The sequence below is a fragment of the Ruegeria sp. CH6 genome, assembly GCF_056537005.1.
The window spans coordinates 1-18,161 of the sequence record NZ_JBQFQS010000001.1 but is presented as its reverse complement, the minus strand read 5'-3'; the positions used below and the strand labels follow the sequence as shown (position 1 = coordinate 18,161).

Annotated in this window: 18 protein-coding genes and 2 tRNA genes; 6 read left to right on the top strand and 14 right to left on the bottom strand. The window is 56.1% G+C overall.

Going from position 1 to position 18,161, the window contains the following annotated elements; translation table 11 throughout:
- Positions 1-30: 30 nt before the first annotated feature.
- Genes hisD through ACR0CW_RS00080 form a run of 5 tightly spaced genes read right to left on the bottom strand, consistent with a single transcriptional unit; the run spans position 31 to position 3,817 of the window.
- Positions 31-1,332, bottom strand: a complete 1,302-nt coding sequence (hisD, locus tag ACR0CW_RS00100) for a histidinol dehydrogenase (protein WP_480786412.1) — start codon at positions 1,330-1,332, stop codon at positions 31-33.
- Between the two features lie 59 nt (positions 1,333-1,391).
- Positions 1,392-1,913 (bottom strand): GNAT family N-acetyltransferase, encoded by a 522-nt coding sequence (locus ACR0CW_RS00095; RefSeq protein ID WP_480786411.1) that lies wholly within the window; start codon positions 1,911-1,913, stop codon positions 1,392-1,394.
- On the bottom strand, positions 1,914-2,390 hold the full coding sequence (locus tag ACR0CW_RS00090) for a DUF2948 family protein (RefSeq protein WP_155143286.1): 477 nt from the start codon (positions 2,388-2,390) through the stop codon (positions 1,914-1,916). It abuts the gene before it with no gap.
- Positions 2,390-3,655 (bottom strand): UDP-N-acetylglucosamine 1-carboxyvinyltransferase, encoded by a 1,266-nt coding sequence (murA, locus tag ACR0CW_RS00085; RefSeq protein ID WP_155143285.1) that lies wholly within the window; start codon positions 3,653-3,655, stop codon positions 2,390-2,392. Before murA ends, ACR0CW_RS00090 begins: the two co-directional genes overlap by 1 nt.
- 6 nt (positions 3,656-3,661) lie before the next feature.
- Complete coding sequence (locus ACR0CW_RS00080; protein ID WP_170331131.1) at positions 3,662-3,817, bottom strand: hypothetical protein; 156 nt, start codon at positions 3,815-3,817, stop codon at positions 3,662-3,664.
- Positions 3,818-3,899: 82 nt separating this feature from the next.
- Between ACR0CW_RS00080 and ACR0CW_RS00075 the strand changes: the two genes are divergently transcribed.
- Positions 3,900-3,974: transfer RNA gene (locus ACR0CW_RS00075), tRNA-Thr, on the top strand.
- A 516-nt stretch (positions 3,975-4,490) separates the two neighbouring features.
- Here ACR0CW_RS00075 and ACR0CW_RS00070 read toward each other — a convergent pair.
- The 7 genes from ACR0CW_RS00070 to ACR0CW_RS00040 form a co-directional block, all read right to left on the bottom strand.
- Positions 4,491-4,565: transfer RNA gene (locus ACR0CW_RS00070), tRNA-Phe, on the bottom strand.
- Positions 4,566-4,644: 79 nt separating this feature from the next.
- Positions 4,645-4,827, bottom strand: coding sequence for a DNA gyrase inhibitor YacG (locus tag ACR0CW_RS00065; protein WP_480786410.1), 183 nt, complete (start codon positions 4,825-4,827; stop codon positions 4,645-4,647).
- Positions 4,824-5,846, bottom strand: coding sequence for a ribonuclease E/G (locus ACR0CW_RS00060; RefSeq protein ID WP_480786409.1), 1,023 nt, complete (start codon positions 5,844-5,846; stop codon positions 4,824-4,826). Before ACR0CW_RS00060 ends, ACR0CW_RS00065 begins: the two co-directional genes overlap by 4 nt.
- Positions 5,843-6,421 (bottom strand): Maf family protein, encoded by a 579-nt coding sequence (locus ACR0CW_RS00055; RefSeq protein WP_480786408.1) that lies wholly within the window; start codon positions 6,419-6,421, stop codon positions 5,843-5,845. The genes ACR0CW_RS00060 and ACR0CW_RS00055 overlap by 4 nt, the downstream gene beginning before the upstream one ends.
- Positions 6,422-6,432: 11 nt before the next feature.
- Positions 6,433-6,651 (bottom strand): translation initiation factor IF-1, encoded by a 219-nt coding sequence (infA, locus tag ACR0CW_RS00050; RefSeq protein WP_480786407.1) that lies wholly within the window; start codon positions 6,649-6,651, stop codon positions 6,433-6,435.
- Positions 6,652-6,741: 90 nt separating this feature from the next.
- Entirely contained in the window at positions 6,742-7,617 is an 876-nt protein-coding gene (locus tag ACR0CW_RS00045) for a carbon-nitrogen hydrolase family protein (RefSeq protein WP_480786406.1), read from the bottom strand.
- 152 nt (positions 7,618-7,769) lie between these two features.
- Complete coding sequence (locus ACR0CW_RS00040) at positions 7,770-8,780, bottom strand: radical SAM protein (protein WP_480786405.1); 1,011 nt, start codon at positions 8,778-8,780, stop codon at positions 7,770-7,772.
- Positions 8,781-8,848: 68 nt separating this feature from the next.
- On the opposite strand from ACR0CW_RS00040, the gene ACR0CW_RS00035 reads away from it, so the two are divergent.
- On the top strand, positions 8,849-9,502 hold the full coding sequence (locus tag ACR0CW_RS00035; protein ID WP_480786404.1) for an NUDIX hydrolase: 654 nt from the start codon (positions 8,849-8,851) through the stop codon (positions 9,500-9,502).
- Between the two features lie 24 nt (positions 9,503-9,526).
- Here ACR0CW_RS00035 and ACR0CW_RS00030 read toward each other — a convergent pair whose 3' ends face one another.
- The gene (locus ACR0CW_RS00030) at positions 9,527-10,942 is read right to left on the bottom strand and encodes an RtcB family protein (RefSeq protein WP_480786403.1); all 1,416 of its coding nucleotides are present in this window, start codon (positions 10,940-10,942) and stop codon (positions 9,527-9,529) included.
- A gap of 508 nt (positions 10,943-11,450) precedes the next feature.
- Positions 11,451-13,007, bottom strand: coding sequence for a vWA domain-containing protein (locus ACR0CW_RS00025; RefSeq protein ID WP_480786402.1), 1,557 nt, complete (start codon positions 13,005-13,007; stop codon positions 11,451-11,453).
- Positions 13,008-13,178: 171 nt separating this feature from the next.
- On the opposite strand from ACR0CW_RS00025, the gene rtcR reads away from it, so the two are divergent.
- From rtcR to ACR0CW_RS00005, 4 genes are all read left to right on the top strand, one after another.
- On the top strand, positions 13,179-14,759 hold the full coding sequence (rtcR, locus tag ACR0CW_RS00020) for an RNA repair transcriptional activator RtcR (protein ID WP_480786401.1): 1,581 nt from the start codon (positions 13,179-13,181) through the stop codon (positions 14,757-14,759).
- Between the two features lie 214 nt (positions 14,760-14,973).
- Entirely contained in the window at positions 14,974-15,387 is a 414-nt protein-coding gene (locus ACR0CW_RS00015) for a PepSY domain-containing protein (protein WP_480786400.1), read from the top strand.
- Positions 15,388-15,450: 63 nt separating this feature from the next.
- Positions 15,451-16,128, top strand: a complete 678-nt coding sequence (locus ACR0CW_RS00010; RefSeq protein WP_480786399.1) for a response regulator — start codon at positions 15,451-15,453, stop codon at positions 16,126-16,128.
- 13 nt (positions 16,129-16,141) lie between these two features.
- On the top strand, positions 16,142-17,512 hold the full coding sequence (locus ACR0CW_RS00005; RefSeq protein WP_480786398.1) for a sensor histidine kinase: 1,371 nt from the start codon (positions 16,142-16,144) through the stop codon (positions 17,510-17,512).
- The last annotated feature ends 649 nt before the right edge of the window (positions 17,513-18,161 follow it).

Here is an 18,161-nt window from a genome sequence, read left to right as displayed (position 1 = left end):
TGCACCTGCGCGCCTCACTGTTGCGTTGGGTCAACCGTTCAGGCGTTTCAGCCGTGCCGTCACAGACAGCCCGTGCGCCTCAAGGCTTTCGGATTGCGCAAGCTTTTCGGCCGCAGGACCAATGGCGCGCAGGGCTTCAGGTGTCATGTGACTGAGCGTGGTACGCTTCAGGAAATCCATAACGCTGAGGCCGGATGAGAACCGGGCCGAACGCGCGGTGGGCAGCACATGGTTGGGGCCGCCGACATAGTCACCGATAGCTTCGGGTGTGTACTGGCCCAGGAAGATCGCGCCAGCATGCACGGTCTTTTTGCTCAGCGCGACAGGTTCTGCAACGCAAAGTTCCAGATGTTCGGGTGCAATTCTATTGGATAGTGCTGCCGCTTCATCCAGGTCGCGCACAGTGATGACCGCTCCGAAATCACGCCAGCTGGCCCCGGCGATATCCCGGCGCCGCAGCGTTTCCAGTCGCTTCTCGACCGCTTCGCTGACGGCCACACCAAAAGCGGCGTCATCGGTGACCAGGATGGATTGCGCGCTTTCGTCGTGCTCGGCCTGACTCATCAAATCCAGTGCGATCCAATCCGGATCATTGTCCTTGTCAGCGATCACCAGAATTTCCGAAGGCCCCGCAATCATATCGATGCCGACCTTGCCGAAAACCCGACGCTTGGCCGCAGCAACAAAAGCGTTGCCCGGACCGGTGATTTTATCGACCGGAGCGATGGTTTCAGTGCCATACGCCAGCGCCGCAATCGCTTGCGCACCGCCAATCCGATAGATTTCATCCACACCAGAAAGCTGAGCCGCCAACAGGACAAGCGGATTGATCTGATCATCCGGCGTGGGAACTGCAATCGCCAGACGCTCAACTCCCGCAACCTTGGCCGGGATCGCGTTCATCAATACGGATGAGGGGTAGGACGCCAGACCACCCGGCACATAAAGGCCCGCTGCAGAAACTGCCGACCAACGCCAGCCCAACGTCGCACCAGTTGCATCCGTCCATTCGTGATCCAAAGGCAGTTGCTTTTCGTGGTAAGCGCGGATGCGTTCTGCTGCCAGTTCCAGCGCGGCGCGATCTTCATCCGAAACCTGTCTGACCGCATCAGAGATTTCTTCTGCGCTGAAGGCCATCGTTCCCGGTGTCAGCTCCAGCCGGTCAAATTTCGCCGTCAACTCAACGACCGCAGCATCACCCCGGCTGCGCACATCATCAATGATCCCGGCAACCACTGCATCGACATCGGGGCTGTCTTCGCGCTTGGCTGACAAGAGCGTCTGGAAGGCGATTTCGAAATCAGAGGAAGTCGTGTCAAGGAAAACGGGCATGATTTGCAACTCCGGGCGTTTGAACGGGTCATATCGCCGGGACGCTGGCGCCTCAACCCTCAGTCCGTCAGGTGCAGCGATTTGCGCATTGGGAACTGTGGAATACCGTTCCAGTCTTGGCTCTGGCCAGAGTCCTGCCAGCCTCGGGTCAGATAAAACTTTCTCGCCGTTCGCGTGGCCTCCAACTGTGCTTCTTTGCAACCACCAGATGCCAATTCGTGCTCGAGTCGGTTCAGCAAAGCAGAACCGATGCCCTGCCCCGTATGTGCAGGATCAACGTACAGCAAAGAAATCTTGCCTGTTTCGAACAATCCACCAACAGCGGCAACACGTCCGCCGTTTTCTGCCAGCCATATCTGCGAGCCTGCCTCTATCCACACGCGGATCGTGGCAGGATCTTTATTGGCTGTCCAAAGGGAGATTTTCTCCGGATCGCCCTGATGGTCGACCGTACAAAGTTGCGTAATCGAACGGATCAGGACCCGGCTCAGATCGAATACATCAAAAACGGATGCACGACGCAGCACCAAAGCCTTGGGCACTTCAGAAAATGCCTGCGATATGCCACGTTTGTTTTGCATTTACTCCGGGTGGTGCGGAGCCTGCCCGGACGGAGCCTGATACGGGCGCGTGACGTCCTTGAGCGTGACTTCAATGGCTTCTACCGACAAACGGATCGCACCATCACCGGCCAATGTCAGCAGAACCTCTCCAGCGCCATCTTCTCCGGCCTCGAAGTCAACGGACATCAACGACAGTATGGTGTCTTTGTCGCCGCGATCGATACCCTGACTCGCAACAGACAAGACAGAATCAAACACCAGCAACGACTGCACGCGTTCAAAGGCCCGACCGCGACGCGCGGCGGCATCTTTGTCTTCCCAGCGGAAGCGGTTCAGCAACAGCCCGAAACGACGTTCTGAGGCACGCCATGTCATCTCGGTGACCGGGAACACAGCATCCTGCGTCAGGGTCGAGATCACCTCAAGGTCATCTGCATCCTCGGCTCCAAGGTTCAGGGGGGCTTCGCGCCCTTCTTCAAAGGTTGCGTCTGTCATCAGCCCTTAATCCGTTCAATTTTTGCACCCACGCCTTCCAGCTTGCGCACCACATGTTCATATCCGCGGTCCAGATGATAGACCCGGCTGATTGTTGTCTCGCCTTCCGCTGCCAATCCGGCCAGGATCAGCGAGACCGAAGCACGCAGGTCCGTTGCCATAACGGGGGCGCCCTTCAGGTTCTCGACACCGGTCACAGTCGCGGTCCCTCCGTGCACTTCGATATTCGCGCCCATGCGCACCAATTCGGGGGCGTGCATGAAGCGGTTTTCAAAGATGCGCTCCTCCAGAACCGAAGTACCCTCAGCCGTGCACATCAGTGCCATCATTTGCGCCTGCAGATCTGTCGGGAATCCGGGGAACGGTTCGGTGACAACATCGACTGAGTTCACACGACCATTCTTACGGGACACTTTCAGCCCCTTTTCAGTCTCCACAACACTCACACCGGCAGCATCCAGTTTGGCCGCAAAGGATTCAATGAGCCCTAATCGACCGCCCAGCAACTCAACCTCACCACCGCAGATCGCGGGGGCCAGCATATAGGTGCCCAGCTCAATCCGATCGGTCACAACCTGATGCGTCGCGCCATGCAGACGGTCCACGCCCTGAATTTCGATAGTCGGAGTTCCCTCGCCCGAAATCTGCGCACCCATCTTGCGCAGACACTCCACCAGGTCGACAATCTCAGGCTCACGCGCGGCGTTCTTCAGAACCGTAGTTCCCTTTGCCAAAGTTGCGGCCATAACGATGTTCTCGGTCGCACCAACAGAGGCAAAACGCATCTCATGCACTGCACCTTTAAGCCCACCCGGCGCCTTGGCGTGCAGATAACCATCCTTTAGCTCGATCTCTGCCCCCAAAGCCTCGAGCCCTTCGACGTGTAGGTCCATCGGCCGCGCGCCAATGGCACATCCGCCCGGCAGCGAAACCACGGCCTGTCCCAGCCGCGCCAGCATCGGGCCCAGCACAAGATTGGACGCCCGCATCTTCCGCACAATTTCGTAGTCTGCCGTGTGGCTCGTCAGGTCATGACTGGACATGGCCAACACCTGCCCGTCCTGCAGCGCAGAAACCTCGGCCCCCAGCGATTGCAGCAACAGCGACATAGTCTTGATGTCACTCAGCCGCGGCGCATTGGTCAGCGTCAGCGGTTCTTCGCTCAACAAAGTTGCCGGCATCAGCGTCAGGCAAGCGTTTTTAGCGCCTGCAATCGGAATCTGGCCATTCAGCGGGCCGTTGCCCGTAACTAGAATCGAATCCATCTGCTCTTATCCCTCGTCCTGATCCGGCTTGGTATCAGAAGTCGCTCGCGCCTTCGCCTGCGCCTTACGCCGTGCAAGGTTAGCCTTCAATGCGGCCTTTAGCCGATCTTCGCGCGCGTCCCCGGATTTGCCGTGTTTTTTAGGTGAATTTTTATCTGCCATGATCTTTCTCTACAGGAGGCGAAAAAAACCGTCCAGACACCCTTGCACCCTGTTTCGTTTGAGTCTAATCACCCGCCACAGCGCTGCTGTAGCTCAGAGGTAGAGCACTCCCTTGGTAAGGGAGAGGTCGAGAGTTCAATTCTCTCCAGCAGCACCATTCAACCGATATATTTCACTCACTTGCTGTAGCTCCTACAGAGCTCTGGGCAAAAGTCGTAAAGCTGGGCAGATCCGGCACCTTTGTATGGCAGGGATTTCACGCAGTTCCGGCGCAGGCTTGCACAGAAGGGAAATGCGGGTTCAATGAAGTCGCATGCGATCAAAGCCAGAGACCTACCAAGTCGCAGAATTCATCAGATGAACGCTTGATATGTCGTGCCCGACGACAATGCACTAGAGATCAGAGCGAACATTTCTCAACTCAATTAATCCACTTGCTTCATCAAAGTATCGAGACAGTCTTTCGCGGAAGAACGAGGGCACCAACACACGCCCACGGATAAGACTCGCACTCCTTTTTTGATCTACATGATGAAGCGCCACGTGGCGTGGGATCGCCGAACTCTGAGCACATTCGATGTTAGGCGGGAAGTAGATTAGATGCAGCCCCGAGGGTCAACCAACGAGGCACTATTGCAGCAACGCCACCAACTTATTAATTTTATTTGATAAATGGTGCCCGGGGGCGGAATCGAACCACCGACACGAGGATTTTCAATCCACTGCTCTACCCCTGAGCTACCCGGGCACGGGAACGACTTTCGTCGTTGGGTGGAGGCCTTCTATGACTTGCACCAGGCAGTGTCCAGAGGCTTTTTTACATTTTTTCAATGCGGGCGCTGTAAGCTCTTTTCACCCAGAGATTCTTCGCTTTCAACGTCCTCCTCACGCTGTGATGGCACAGCGTAGGAGCCATTCAGCCATTTGGCCAAATCGATATCGGCACAGCGTTTCGAGCAGAACGGGCGGAACTTTGTCACGGTGTCCTCGCCGCAGATCGGACAACTCACTTCAACACCTCCGACAATGGAATTCGACCGCGTTTACGCTGAAGCTCGAAGTGGCCAAGAGGTGTCCAGCCGGCCAGGGTCGTTTCCATCGGGTCCGCTTTGAATGCGGCCCGCAGCGATGATTCAAAACCGCGTCGGTCTTTTTTGGGCATCGGCGCAAGATCCAAGGTAATCTGGCCACCCAATCCTCGCACACGCAGTGCCCGGGCCAACAGCTTGGCGCAGGCAAAGTTTGCTTTTGTTCCGGCAGCCAGTGAAGTGTCTGCGCCTGTGTTCACATCAACGGCAACCAGAGCACGGGTGGGTTGTATGTAAAAATGCCCTCCACCGGGAAGAGGTTCCGAGATTCCACGAGCGGTATCGAGCGCATCAAGGACGCCATGGTCCTCAAATCCACCGGATTGCGTCACAACGTCAGCGGGTTCTGTCCATTCGCGCCAAGCAAGCACATGCGGGCCATCGCCCTCGAGCATCACTTCAGGCTCAGCGCTTTCGTCAGCAAGAACCTGATCCGCCTGTACCAGCATAGCGCTGATATCTTCGGCAATCTCTTCAGCATCCTCTCCGGCACAGCATGAGCGCAGGATCAGGCCATATTTGCTGTCGCCCATCTGCTCGTGTGCGATTTCCAGCAGTCTGTCCCGCTCATCTTCGTCACGAATGCTGCGTGAGATATTCAGACCCGGCGCATCGGGCGTCACGATCGCAAATCGGCTTTTGAACAGGACGCGGTCGGTTACCGGCAGCGCCTTTCCCGATTCAGCATACCCTGTCACCTGAACCAGAAGCATAGCGCCCGGAGCCAACCCTTTTACCTGCCGCAAAAAGGCCGGGCCATCCGGTGTTGTCAGAAACATCCCGCCTTGTCCTTTGACAGGGCGGTCGGCCCGGGCGCGATAGATCGTCCCCAGTCGCGGGGCGTCTCCGTCAATCAGGAAATCATCCAGCTTGCCATCAACCATCAGAGCTGCGGCTTCGCGATTGTCGATGTGATCAAGAACGATGGTGCGACCCTTCATGGTGCCTCACGATACAGGGGGTAGCCGATACCTTGCAAAAGGGCGGCGGTTTCAGACAGGGGCAGTCCTACGATGCCCGTAAACGAACCCGAAATCCACGGAATGAAAGCTCCGGCCGGCCCTTGAATGGCATAAGCGCCTGCTTTGCCTTGCCAATCCCCGGTTGCCAGATAAGCGTTGATCTCAACATCTGACAGCCGTTTGACCTTGACCTGAGAAACAACGTCGCGCTGCAGTATTTTGTCGCCACGCCGCACAGCGACCGAAGTAATTACGCGGTGTCGCCGACCTGACAAGGCATGCAGGAATTCGGCTGCTTGGCCCACGCCTTTAGGCTTGCCCAAAATGCGGCGACCCAACGCGACTGTGGTATCTGCGCACAGAGTGACGTCATCGCTATCCGCCTGAATTGCCTGCACTTTTGCACGCGTAATGCGGCTGCAATAGGGAACCGGCAGCTCACCTTTCAGCGGGGTTTCGTCGATGTCAGGCGCACGAATTGCATCGGGCTGCACGCCAAGCTGGGCCAACAGGTCCAGCCGCCTTGGGCTGCCCGATCCTAAGATAAACGCCATTGCGGCAGCGGTTACTTGAAGCGGTAGTTGATCCGACCTTTGGTCAGATCATAAGGGGTCATTTCGACCTGAACTTTGTCGCCGGCCAGAACACGGATGCGGTTTTTGCGCATCTTGCCTGCCGTATGTGCGATGATCTCATGGCCGTTTTCCAGCTCGACCCGAAACGTCGCATTATGCAGGAGTTCCTTCACGACACCGGGAAATTCGAGCGTATCTTCCTTGGCCATGTTGTCTCCATCATTACGTTGCACCTGCAGAATCTGCAGTGTGTGCGCTTAAATGAGCCTATTTCGGCCTTATTTCAAGGGTGGAATCACCTAAAGGCGACACAATGTGACCGAATCGACTCGGCTGTCCTGCTCAACCCAGTGCGACCGGTTCAGCACACGGCCATCTGCGCGGACATGAGCAATCGCCGACAAGTCGACCTCGGCATAGGTCCAGCCCGGTTTGTTCAGCTGACCTTCGGCCAGGACGCCGGTTTCAGGAAAGCCGGTATCCGGTGGGCCGAATATACCACCTGTTCCGGTGTTCATATCCACCGCTTCGGACCATTCATTACTGCCCACTAGTGATGACATGACCGTAACACATTGATTTTCAAGGGCGCGTGACATTGCGCCGATGCGCACACGCCAATACCCTGACAGCGCTTCGGTGCAGGATGGCACCAGGATCAAATCGGCCTCCTGAAGGGCGCGGCCCAGCAAGGGAAACTCACTGTCATAGCAGATCAGCACACCGATTTTGCCGAGTGCGGTGTCGAACAATTTCAACGGACCGCCGGGAGCGACGTCCCAGTCCTCTCGTTCGAAACGCGTCATGATCTGCTTGTCCTGATGGTCGAGGCCGCCCTCTGGCGTGTAGAGCTTGGCCCGGTTTACGGGACGGCCGGGACCTTCAAGAACCGGGGCGGATGCACCCAGAATGTGTGTTTTGTACTCTTTCGCGAGGCGGGTATGCAGGTTTTGTACATCCCCCATCCGATCTGAAACCGAACGGATCGAACGCTCCAGATCTCCGGCAACTTCGGCACCATCCAGTGTCGACAATTCCATTGCGCCGTATTCAGGGAAGACCAGCAACTCGGCCCCCTGCCCCGCCGCCTCTGAAACCCAACGGTCAAGCTTGTCCTCATACTGTGCCCAACTGTCGAGCCAATCGAGATCGTAGGCGGCTGTGGCGACTTTCATTACTGAGTTCCCTGAAGCGGATTTGGCGAGACACTAGAAGAGGACAGGACGGAGTGTACAGACCATTTGTGCGATCGGATGGAAATGACCAACAGAATCGCTGCGCAGCGAAATGCGGCTTATTCAGATTGAAAGTCTCACCCCGAGCAGCCTTACACTCGCAGCTCAATTTCCGTTGCAAACTTTGAAAACTGCTGTGTGCTCATACAGTTCTTGCAAGCATCAGCAGGACAGCGCTTTTGAATCGCACACAGCTGTCCGGGTATTGCTGAAAATTGCGCAACGCTCTGCACGTCGGCCGTGGTGACACCAAAATAGTCCTCGACAAAAGCACAGGGTGCTATGTTGCCCTTTTCATCTATGAACAAGAAGTTGCGGGCGACCTGACAATCGTCGATTTTCAGCGCCACGTTTTTGGCAGAGTCAGCTATCCGCCCGACATACGGATCACCACCAAGCAGCTCTACCCCCCGGCTCTTCAGCCTTGATCTGAGACCTGGGAGGACCCTCTTTAACTTGGTAACGTCATCAGCGGTCAAGCGATTTTTGGGAAAGAACTCTGGCCTGTCACGACCCCCAAGCTGGTTGAACGTGATTTGGGAAACACCCCAATCCGCCAGCACGGCACACAGGTTTTCGAATTCGCCAAGCGTGTCATGCATCAGCACGACATTTGCCCGTACGCGCAACGCACTGTTCTTTGCCAAAGCATCCTCTACCAGCTTCGGAACCCAGCGCTCCAGCTTTGTGAACCCTCCGCACCAGCCGCGCAGGTCCTCGTGGCGCTGACCGATTGCATCGACGCTAAGTGTCACTTCATCGAACTGATCCACCAATCTCGCGCGCAAGCTGCTTGAGCCGAGCGTTGTGCCGTTGGTGGTCAGGCTTTGCGTCAGCCCTGCCTTCGCCGCCTGGCCAGCCATCCTTCCGAAATCCTGCCAGAGGGTCGGCTCACCGCCAAGCCAGCTCAGCATGACTTTGCGACCTTCGGCTTGTTGTAGACCAGCCAACAGCCCGATCACCCGGCTAACTTCTGCGGGGGAGGCCGCAGAGCGCGGAAACGCCAACCGTTTATCATACGCGCAGAACGGACAAGCGAGGTTACATGTGTCCATCACGCGCCACAGAACAACTAAGGGCGGAGTGTCCAACTGATCCAACATAGTAGATTCCCCATACAAGTTGCAAAATGCAAGTTGCATCTTGCTGACATATGAGTCAAGTATTTTGGATGACAATCTACCCTGCCCCCATTCTGACTGTTGATGTTGTGCTTCTGGAGCTGCGGGAAGAAACGCTTTGGGTCGGAATCCTTCAGCGAGGAGATGCCCCCTATTCCGGAAGCAATGCCCTACCGGGCGGCTTCGTTTACACGGATGAAGATGCCAATACAGAAGCTACTGCATTGCGCATCATCCGGGAAAAGACAGGTCTAAATGGTGTGTTCTGTGAACAGTTGGGCACGTTCTCCAGCCCTGACCGGGACCCGCGCGGTTGGTCAGCGACCGTCGTTTATTACGCGTTGGTCCGCGGCGAGAGGCCAACTGAAACCGCGCTGAAGTGGGTGCCTGTCGACGAACCCGGAGATTTGGCCTTTGATCACAATGCCATTGTTGCGGCAGCTACTGACAGGCTTCGGGCCAAGGGGAGCTGGTCTAATCTTCCGGCGTTCCTTTTGCCGCCGACGTTCACCTATTCTGAACTACGCCGAACATACGAGCTTGTTCTCGGGACGAACCTGAACGACAGCGCCTTCCGCCGAAAGATGGACGAAATGAACCTGATCGAGCCCGTTGTCGGACAAAAGAGCAAAGCGACTGCGCGCCCCGCTCAATTGTTCAAGCTTAAAAGCGAGGCCATTTGCTCGCTGAATCGTCGCATCTGACCAACGAAGCGGACGCCAGTATCCTTACCTCCGCCCCTTCTTTCGGTTCTTCCAGAACGGCGGAACGTCGCCGGCCATGATGCAGCCGTAGGGATCGATATAGTCTTCGATCTCGGCCAGATCATACGACTTTATCTGCGCTACGACGCTATCGGCACTTTTGTAACTGGATGGCAGTTCCGACGCATCGACCGCACCGGCGTGGAACCGGATATCCAGCCCGTCGGTTTCGGCCCGCAGCATCTGTTCGGACGTGACCGACCCCATGCGCCGCTTGTGCTCCGAGCGCGAGAAGTTGCGCCCCGCGCCATGCGGACTGAACCCCAACCCGTGATCCGCGTCCTTACCACGCACAACCAGTACGGGCTCGGACATGTTCAGCGGGATCAGCGTCAGCCCCGTGGCATCAGCGGCGTAATCACCCCAGGCGGGGGTCGCGCCCTTGCCATGGAAGAACAGCTCACCACGCTTGAACACAAAGTTATGCTCGTTCCAGAACCTTTCACCAACTTCCCCAACGCGTGCCGCCTCGACCGTGGCCTGATGGATCGCGTTATGGTTGGCTTTGGTCCACTTGCGGATCAGCTGCAGTGCTTCCCAGTAATCCCGTCCTTCTTCGGTGTCCGCAGGAATCCAGGCGTTCTGCTTGGCAGTCTTTGGCGACAGCTCTTTCCGGAACCGCTCGGCCACAACCATGCCGTTCTTGTACAGAACCGCCCCCGGACCACGCGATCCGTGATGGGTTACGATCGCAGTCCGTCCGGTTTTGCGGGACCGACCGACGAACAGAAAATGGTTTCCATCACCCTGGGTACCCATATGTTCCTGCGCCATGCGCAGAGATTTCGGGTTGTCCAGAAACGGGTTCTCACGGAATGCATCCAGCAGCTTGAGCGATGTTGTAAACCGCTTGCCCTGCGGGCGCCCGCCGGGTCCGAAATGGGTCACCGATTGCGCTGCATCCAGAACCGTCTTGGGATCAGCATCGCCCAGATCCGTGATCATCACCGAACAACAGATATCCGCCGAATGCATCCCCGGATGGATCGCATTGCGAGCGGCGGCCACACCCCCCACAGGGATCGTTCCAACCGGCCCCGCCGGACAGGCATCGGGCATGATCGCACCGGCTTCGATCGTCGGCGTCCGCATCAGGGCGGTCATCGTCTCACGCACTTTCGCGACGTTGCCCTCTTCATCGGGATCAGTGGCCTCGATGTTTTCGTGAAAGGTGACTTCGCCCGGCAGGCGCGGATCCATCGTGACCGGTGCCGGTGGGATTTCGCCCTCCAGCTCCTGCCGGATCCGCACCAGCCCGAACCCTTCGGCCCGCATCTCATTCGCGCGCGCCAGCAGGACTGGGAATTGCTTGCCGGGGCGATGTCCCCAGTCTTTCAGATGTTCCCCGGTTACAGGGTCGAATGTGGTTTCTTGCTTCATAATATTCACTCACTCAAACTCAGGCCCCGGCGACAAGGGATGAAGAAACAATTGGGAGGCCCGCCCCGCATCTGAATGGGCAGATGCGTTTACCGTCTGGGCGCCGGCACGGAGGGGAGTTGAACCCGCTCGGCCTGTCCCCGTTGCGCCATGTAGTTCCTTCGGCATTCGCCGGGGTTTTCCTTTCATTTCGGGTCAGGCAGACAAGAGTTGGTGAGACAGCGCCCTTTACGGGCGCGGATCGTAAACAGCGATGTAGTCCCACCGGCATTCTGCCTGATGTTGTCAGGTCCCGGCGACAAATCGTAATGAGCAAATCTCTCCACCCGCTCTCTCCACTGAGCTCGCCGCAAGGAGCAACGTTGGGGCGTGAACCCAATTTGGCAGACCCTGTAGGCCCATCGGCATTCGCCGGGAATTATCTGTCGGGTCAGGCGGACAAGTGATTTGTGAGACATCTAACAGAGTTCAAGGCTGTAGTCCCACAGGCATTCCGCCTGACCCGTTTTTATAGTTCGATCTTTTCGATCTCGCCGACCCAGTGATCGGGGCCGGTTCGACCGGTGGCAAAGGCAGCGATCTGGTCAAAGACCGCATCCGAGAACCCGCCGACATTCAACACGTCGGACCGTGTCTGTGCCTGTGTGGTCCCGTATGGGGCGATGTCGATGCAGACCAGTTTGGCCTTCGGGTTGCGACGTTTGATCACTTCCCACTCGGTCAACATCGCGGTCCCCTGCCCGCCGCCCCGGGCATCAACCCAGGATTGGTTGTCGGACACGAACACCACCAGATCCGGCACGCGACCATGCTCGTTCAGCCACTTCAGCGGCGCGGAACAGTTTGTCCCACCACCGGCCAGAGCGGCCAAACGCTCGGCATAGGTCAGGATCGTGTCGCGCGGCTGCAGACGTACATTGCGCACATCGAAGTCGAACGGCAGCACCTGAGATCCGCGGTTCACGCGCTGGAAGGACGCCGCCACCAGTGCCGCCACATCCACGTGGCGCACGGCAGAGGTTGCCCCGGCACGATACCCGGTTACGGCCCATGTCATCGAGCCCGACACATCCGGACACACGACGACCTGACCCGCGACCTTTGGCACGTTCTGCACCGCGATTTCCATCGCATCATGCAGCGCGTCCACGATCTCGCGTGGCATATCCGCCATCACGTTTTGCGCCGCCACCATCAACTGGTACGGAAAAGCACGTGCCTTGGCGATGGCCTGCGGGTCTCGCAGCAATGAGGCGATGTGATCAACGTTCTTTGCCACATCGAAAACGCCGTGACGCTGAAACGTGTTCAGGTTCTGCCGCACCATTTGCCACGAGCCTTTGCGCGCGATCTGCGCCCAGTGCTGTGGCGTCAGATTCAGCTGCGTCAGCATCTGAAACGGAACATCCGGCATCTGACCTTTCCCGGTTTCCCGGAACGCGATCCAGTCCTGCAGGGCCTGTGGCAGCCGCGCCAGATTGCACGGCCGCCCGACGATCCAGGCAAACAGCGCCTCCCGTTCGGCCGAGGCCGGTTTCGGGTGCACCATCTTGATCACGTCGGCCAGTGACGGGTCATTCCCGATATTGGCGTTCAGCAACGCCCGGTCAGGCGCGGCGTTCAGCCAGTTCTGCACCATGGCTTTCGGTGCTGACCCCAGAGACTTACGCCCCGTCTGACCCGACCGGATCACCTGCACAAAAGTGCGCAGCATCTTGCCGTTGTCCACTACCCGGCCAAACGCCGAACGGAACAGCACCGGGTCACGCCGGGCCAGAATGGCCAGCAGAACCGCTGGCATATCCTTCATGTAGCCCGACTGGCGGGCATAGATCGCCGTCTGCGCAAGAAACCTCGGCTCAACGGCCTCGGCCACATCCAGAACGTATTCCAGCTCTTCCTGCGGCGTTTGATAGAACATGCCCCCGAAAGTGCCGGTCACGGCGACCTGTGCCAGAGCATGGGCATCGGAATAAGCATATGCCGGTGCGCCATGCGCGTTCTTTGCAGTTGCCTTTGGCAGCAACCGGCCCTTGATCGATGCAAACACGGATTTGTTCGCCATTTTCTTGTCCTCATTTTGTATGAGGAGGTTTTGCCATGGCGCGGGCATTGTGCGGAGAAAAACCCAATACAGACACAAAGCCTTGTTTTTAAAGGATTAATTACAAATTTGAGCTTTATGGGTTGTTGTTTTAATATCCAGAATTATCGCTTCTTATAGAAAATGATAGCAATGAAGAACGTCATCATCGGATTCCTCGGCACCCAACTGGATATGGGCAAGAAACGCCGCTGGAAGCCGACGCCCAGCCTCGTCTCGCATGATCATTTTGACGTCGACCGACTTGAACTTCTGTATGACCGGAAATTCAATCGCCTCGCTCATCAGGTCAAACAAGAGATCGCAGAGCTGTCTCCTGAAACCGAAGTTCTGCTGCAGCAAATGGACCTGGCTGATCCATGGGACTTTCAGGAGGTCTATGGCAAACTGTTCGACTTTGCCCGAAGCTATGGGTTTGACGAAGATCGTGAGCAATATCACGTCCACCTGACCACCGGCACCCACGTGGCACAGATCTGCTGGTTTTTGTTGACGGAAAGCCGCCACATCCCTGCACGACTGATCCAGACCGGTCCGCCCGGACCGGACGATGACACACCCAAATTCGATATCATTGATCTGGATCTCAGCCGTTACAACGCGCTGCAGCAGCGGTTCGATCAGCTATCACGCGAATACAGTGACCAGTTGAAAGGTGGAATCGAGACGCGCAACAGGCAGTACAATGCCCTTATCGATCGGATCGAAGTGGTCGCCAGCAACTCGGACGAGCCGATCCTGTTGCTGGGCGAAACCGGTACCGGAAAAACGGAACTCGCTGAACGGATTTACAACCTCAAGCTTGATCGGCGCCGTATCAAGGGGCGGCTGGTTCACGTGAATTGTGCCACACTGAATGGGCCCGATGCGCAGGCGACGCTGTTCGGGCAGCGGCGCAGTTATCTGGGGCAGGCCGGATCCGAACGCGGCGGATTGCTGCGAGAGGCGGATGGCGGTGTGCTTTTTCTGGATGAGATCGACGAGTTGGGCTGGAACGAACAATCCGTCCTGCTGCATGCCATTGAAACCGGGCGCTTCTACCCCCTGGGTTCGGACCACGAAATCACCAGCCGGTTCCAGATCATTGCTGGCGCCAATCGCGATTTGCATATGCTGGCCGCTGCCGGACAGTTTCGTCAGGACCTGCTGGCGCGGCTGAACATGTGGCACTTCAGGCTCCCTGCCCTGCGCGAGCGCCGCGAAGATATCGAAGCCAATCTGATGTTCGAACTCGCCCGATCAGAACGCGCCCTGGGCACGCGGGTCGGCTTTAACGCCGATGCGCATGATGCCTATCTGAAATTCGCAAATAACCCCGCCACTTTGTGGCCCGGCAATTTTAGGGACTTTAGCGGATCGGTTAAACGCCTGTGCACCCTTGCACCCCGCGGACGGATCACCCGGGCTATGGTCGAGGATGAGATCTTGAACCTGCAAACCGGCTGGTCTGCAGCTGCTACAGACACCGATTTCTCGTTGGTGCGGAAGGTACTTGGCGAAGCCGCCAGCGATATCGACCCCTTTGACATGGTGCAATTGGCCAAGGTCATACACACCTGTCAGAACGCGCCCAGCATCAGTGCCGCAGGCCGGATGCTGTTTGCGGTGTCACGACAAAAGCGCAAAACTCAGAATGATGCGGATCGATTACGAAAGTACCTGCAGAAGTTCGGACTGGATTGGGACACTTTGACCATCGGAACATCTGGCTGAACTGTTCATCGTAGCCTGAGTTTGCCGGAGGCCTAACGCGAGTCTGCAGATACAGGTATCAGGAACCCTGCCACGCAGAAAAGCTCCGAGCGGAGAGCTGCCGCAAACAACCAAAAGATAACACAGACGTATTCCGGAACGAATCTGCATGAAACTTCGGGTGCCTATTTTCTGTCATGCGAGCCGAGAACCTCGCTGACAAAAAGGAAACACCATGAACTCCTCTATCCTAAAGAAAATGACGATTGCCGCTGCATCTGGCCTGTCTCTTCTGGCGCTATCCACGTTCGTTTCGGCCGAACCAGCCGGGACAGAAAAAGTGATCTCGCCCTCCGTCCCGTTTGCCAAGGCAATGGAAATCGCAACCGGTGCTGCAGAAGGTAATCTGGTGGCGCTTGAAGTGGATCACTACGGCAACAGCCCTGTCTATGTTGCCGAACTCGAGAGCAACACAACTCACACGATGCTTCAGATCGACGGCGTGTCCGGCGAAGTGCTCGCCAACAATACGATCTCAGCAGCCTCCCCCGAAGCACTGCACGCGATGCTGGAGGAACTGGATCATGACGACGATGATGATGGTGATGATCATGACTTCGAACATGATGACCACGATGATGATCATTAAGTTCTAAACTTTTCAGGAGGTGATATACATTGCCTCCTGAACTTAGTTTTGGGTGCGATCAGGGTGAAACTGCTACTACTCGAAGACAATTTGGAAATTACCCAGCGGGTTGAGAAAGGCCTCGAAGAGGCCGGGCATTCCGTGGATTGCTTCGAAAACGGGCCTGATGCCCTTTTCGCAGCGACAACTCGTAGTTATGACGTGCTTATCCTTGACCGGATGGTTCCAGAACTTGACGGATTATCGGTTCTCAAAGCATTGCGTGCTGCCAAGAACACAACACCTGTTCTGATGCTTACGGCATTGAACGAGGTAACCGATCGCGTTGAAGGGCTAGAAGCTGGTGCAGATGACTATCTTGCAAAACCATTCGCAATCAGCGAGTTAACAGCACGGATAGTCGCGATTTGCCGCCGGTCCCAAGCCATACAGGCGAACGAAGAAACCACGCTGAAATACGAAGACCTTGAACTGGACCTGCTCGCGCGGACCTGCCGCCGGGGTGATCAGATCATCGAGCTTCATGCCAAGGAAATCCGGTTGCTCGAGGTCTTTATGCGTAACAGAGGCCGGGTTTTAACGCGCTCCATGCTTTTGGAGAAAGTTTGGGATATCAACTTTGATCCCGAAACAAATGTTGTGAACACAAACGTAAGTCGACTGCGCAACAAGATAGACAAGCCCTTCAATACGGCATTGCTCAGAACGGTTCGCGGGGCAGGCTATGTATTCGGTACTTAGAAAGCTCCTGCGCATGAGTGCGCTGCGAAACACCCTGCTTCTTGCGGCGGTGTTCCTTGCGATCATCCTGATTGCAGGCAGCATTTTGCGGTTCGAGCTTACGCGCCAGGTCTTTGATGCGATTGATGATGATCTGGCTTTGAATGCGCAGAGGTTCGAGAGTGCGGCAACGGCATCCGGACCGGGCGATTCAATATTCAACAATCTGATTACTGCTCATTCCGGAGTATCCTTTGGGTATCTGTCTGCCCTGGGTGAGAATTTTGGCCCCGTCAGAAGCGTCGTCTTTGAGACACTGGGATTTCAAAATCTAACCCGGGCCGAACTGTTTCACGATCGTCGCTTCGCACCCGTGGATTCTGACAACTTCGAAGATCACGATGCCTATCATGAGTGGGAAGATGATCCGGATCTGTGGAGAGTTCTGGTCACGGACATAGGCCCGGATCGATTGGCGGTGTTCACACCCATTCATGAAATTGAGGATGCATTGGATCTGTTGCCCAAGATTATGTGGCCGATCACCATTGCGACTGTGATGGCGACGCTGGTTGTTGGGGTGTTTCTCGGGCTTGTTCAGCAGCGACGTATCAACAAAGTCCAAAGCGCATTCGAGCAAATAGCAATTGGCAATCTAGGCCATCGGATCCAACCTCAGTCATCACGAGATGACATGGACGACCTGATGCACGGCTTTGATACCGCCGCGACCCGGTTGGAAACTTCTGTCCAACAGATGAGAGATTTTTCCCGCAATGTGGCACATGAGCTTCGGACGCCTCTAAGTGAACTGCACCTCGCACTGGACAACATTGAGAACGGCCCGGAGCAGGAAAAAGCGATTGCAAAGGCTGATAAAGTCATGCGTACGTTCGATGCCATCCTGCGCATATCGCGATTGTCGGCAGGTACCGACCAATCACATATGTCGCCGATAGACCTCAATGCGATAGCGCAGCAGCTATATGATCTCTACACGGACAGTGTGGAAGAAGCGGGGCAATCCCTCACGCTGAACCTTGGAAATTGCAGAACCGTGACCGGCGACCGCCAGTTGTTGCTGCAACTCGGGTCAAACCTTATCGAGAATTCAATAAGATACGCAGGCGATGGCGCTCTGGTTTCAATCCAGACCGAAGGCAACAGGTTGACTATTGCAGACACAGGACCGGGTATCCCTGCGAGAGATCGGGTGAATGTTCTACAGCCATTGTTCACATTGGATGGATCTCGTTCGAGGCAAGGAAATGGCCTGGGATTGGCGTTCGTGAAAGCGATTGCCGATCATCACGGAGCGATTTTGGAGCTGTCTGAAGGGAAAGAAGGTGGGTTGACTGTTTCGGTTTGCCTGAAGGAAGGCAGTTTAGCGCCCCGAAACGGGTAACTGAGGCCTCTGCCGCTTCGTTTAAGCGATCGTCTAGCTCCAGTCGATAGCCCGATACCCCACATAACCTCATTTCATTTGGTATAGAGTTCCCCAGCTTTTAGAAGGTGGCAGCCAAGCTGGCTGAGACAGAACAGCCTGACCAGTGATGGATGTTACATGGGCTGATACGCAGCCCCAGCTGCTGTCTCTACAACGATAGTCTTTGCCTCTAATATTAGGCCACTGTTTTGACCGCAAAAGCAGCCAGTCATCCTCTTCCACTAGATAAGCGGCGATGTCCAAAAATTTGGGCGTCTAGCGCCACTACAAGACTCTGTTTTCGAAACATTTAGAATGTCACCTTGCGGTCAGATGCAACGCTTACTGAAAGATCTCAATCAGGGGTTACAGGTAACGTTTACCGTTCACTATAGAAGGTGAATACGTTCCTTTATTCCTTCCACAGTGCTTGCAGCGGCGATGGTGTGAACGCAAAAAACCTCGCGTTGTGCGAGGTTAAGTGTTTGATATCCGGCTTTAAAGTTTGGTTTCGGGAGTATGATTTGAACCTGTGCGCTTCAGGTTATGAGCCTGACGATGTGAAGCCGTCAAGCAATTGATCCAGTGGATCAATTGTAGTCTGAACGGGCTGTACGGAGATTTTCTG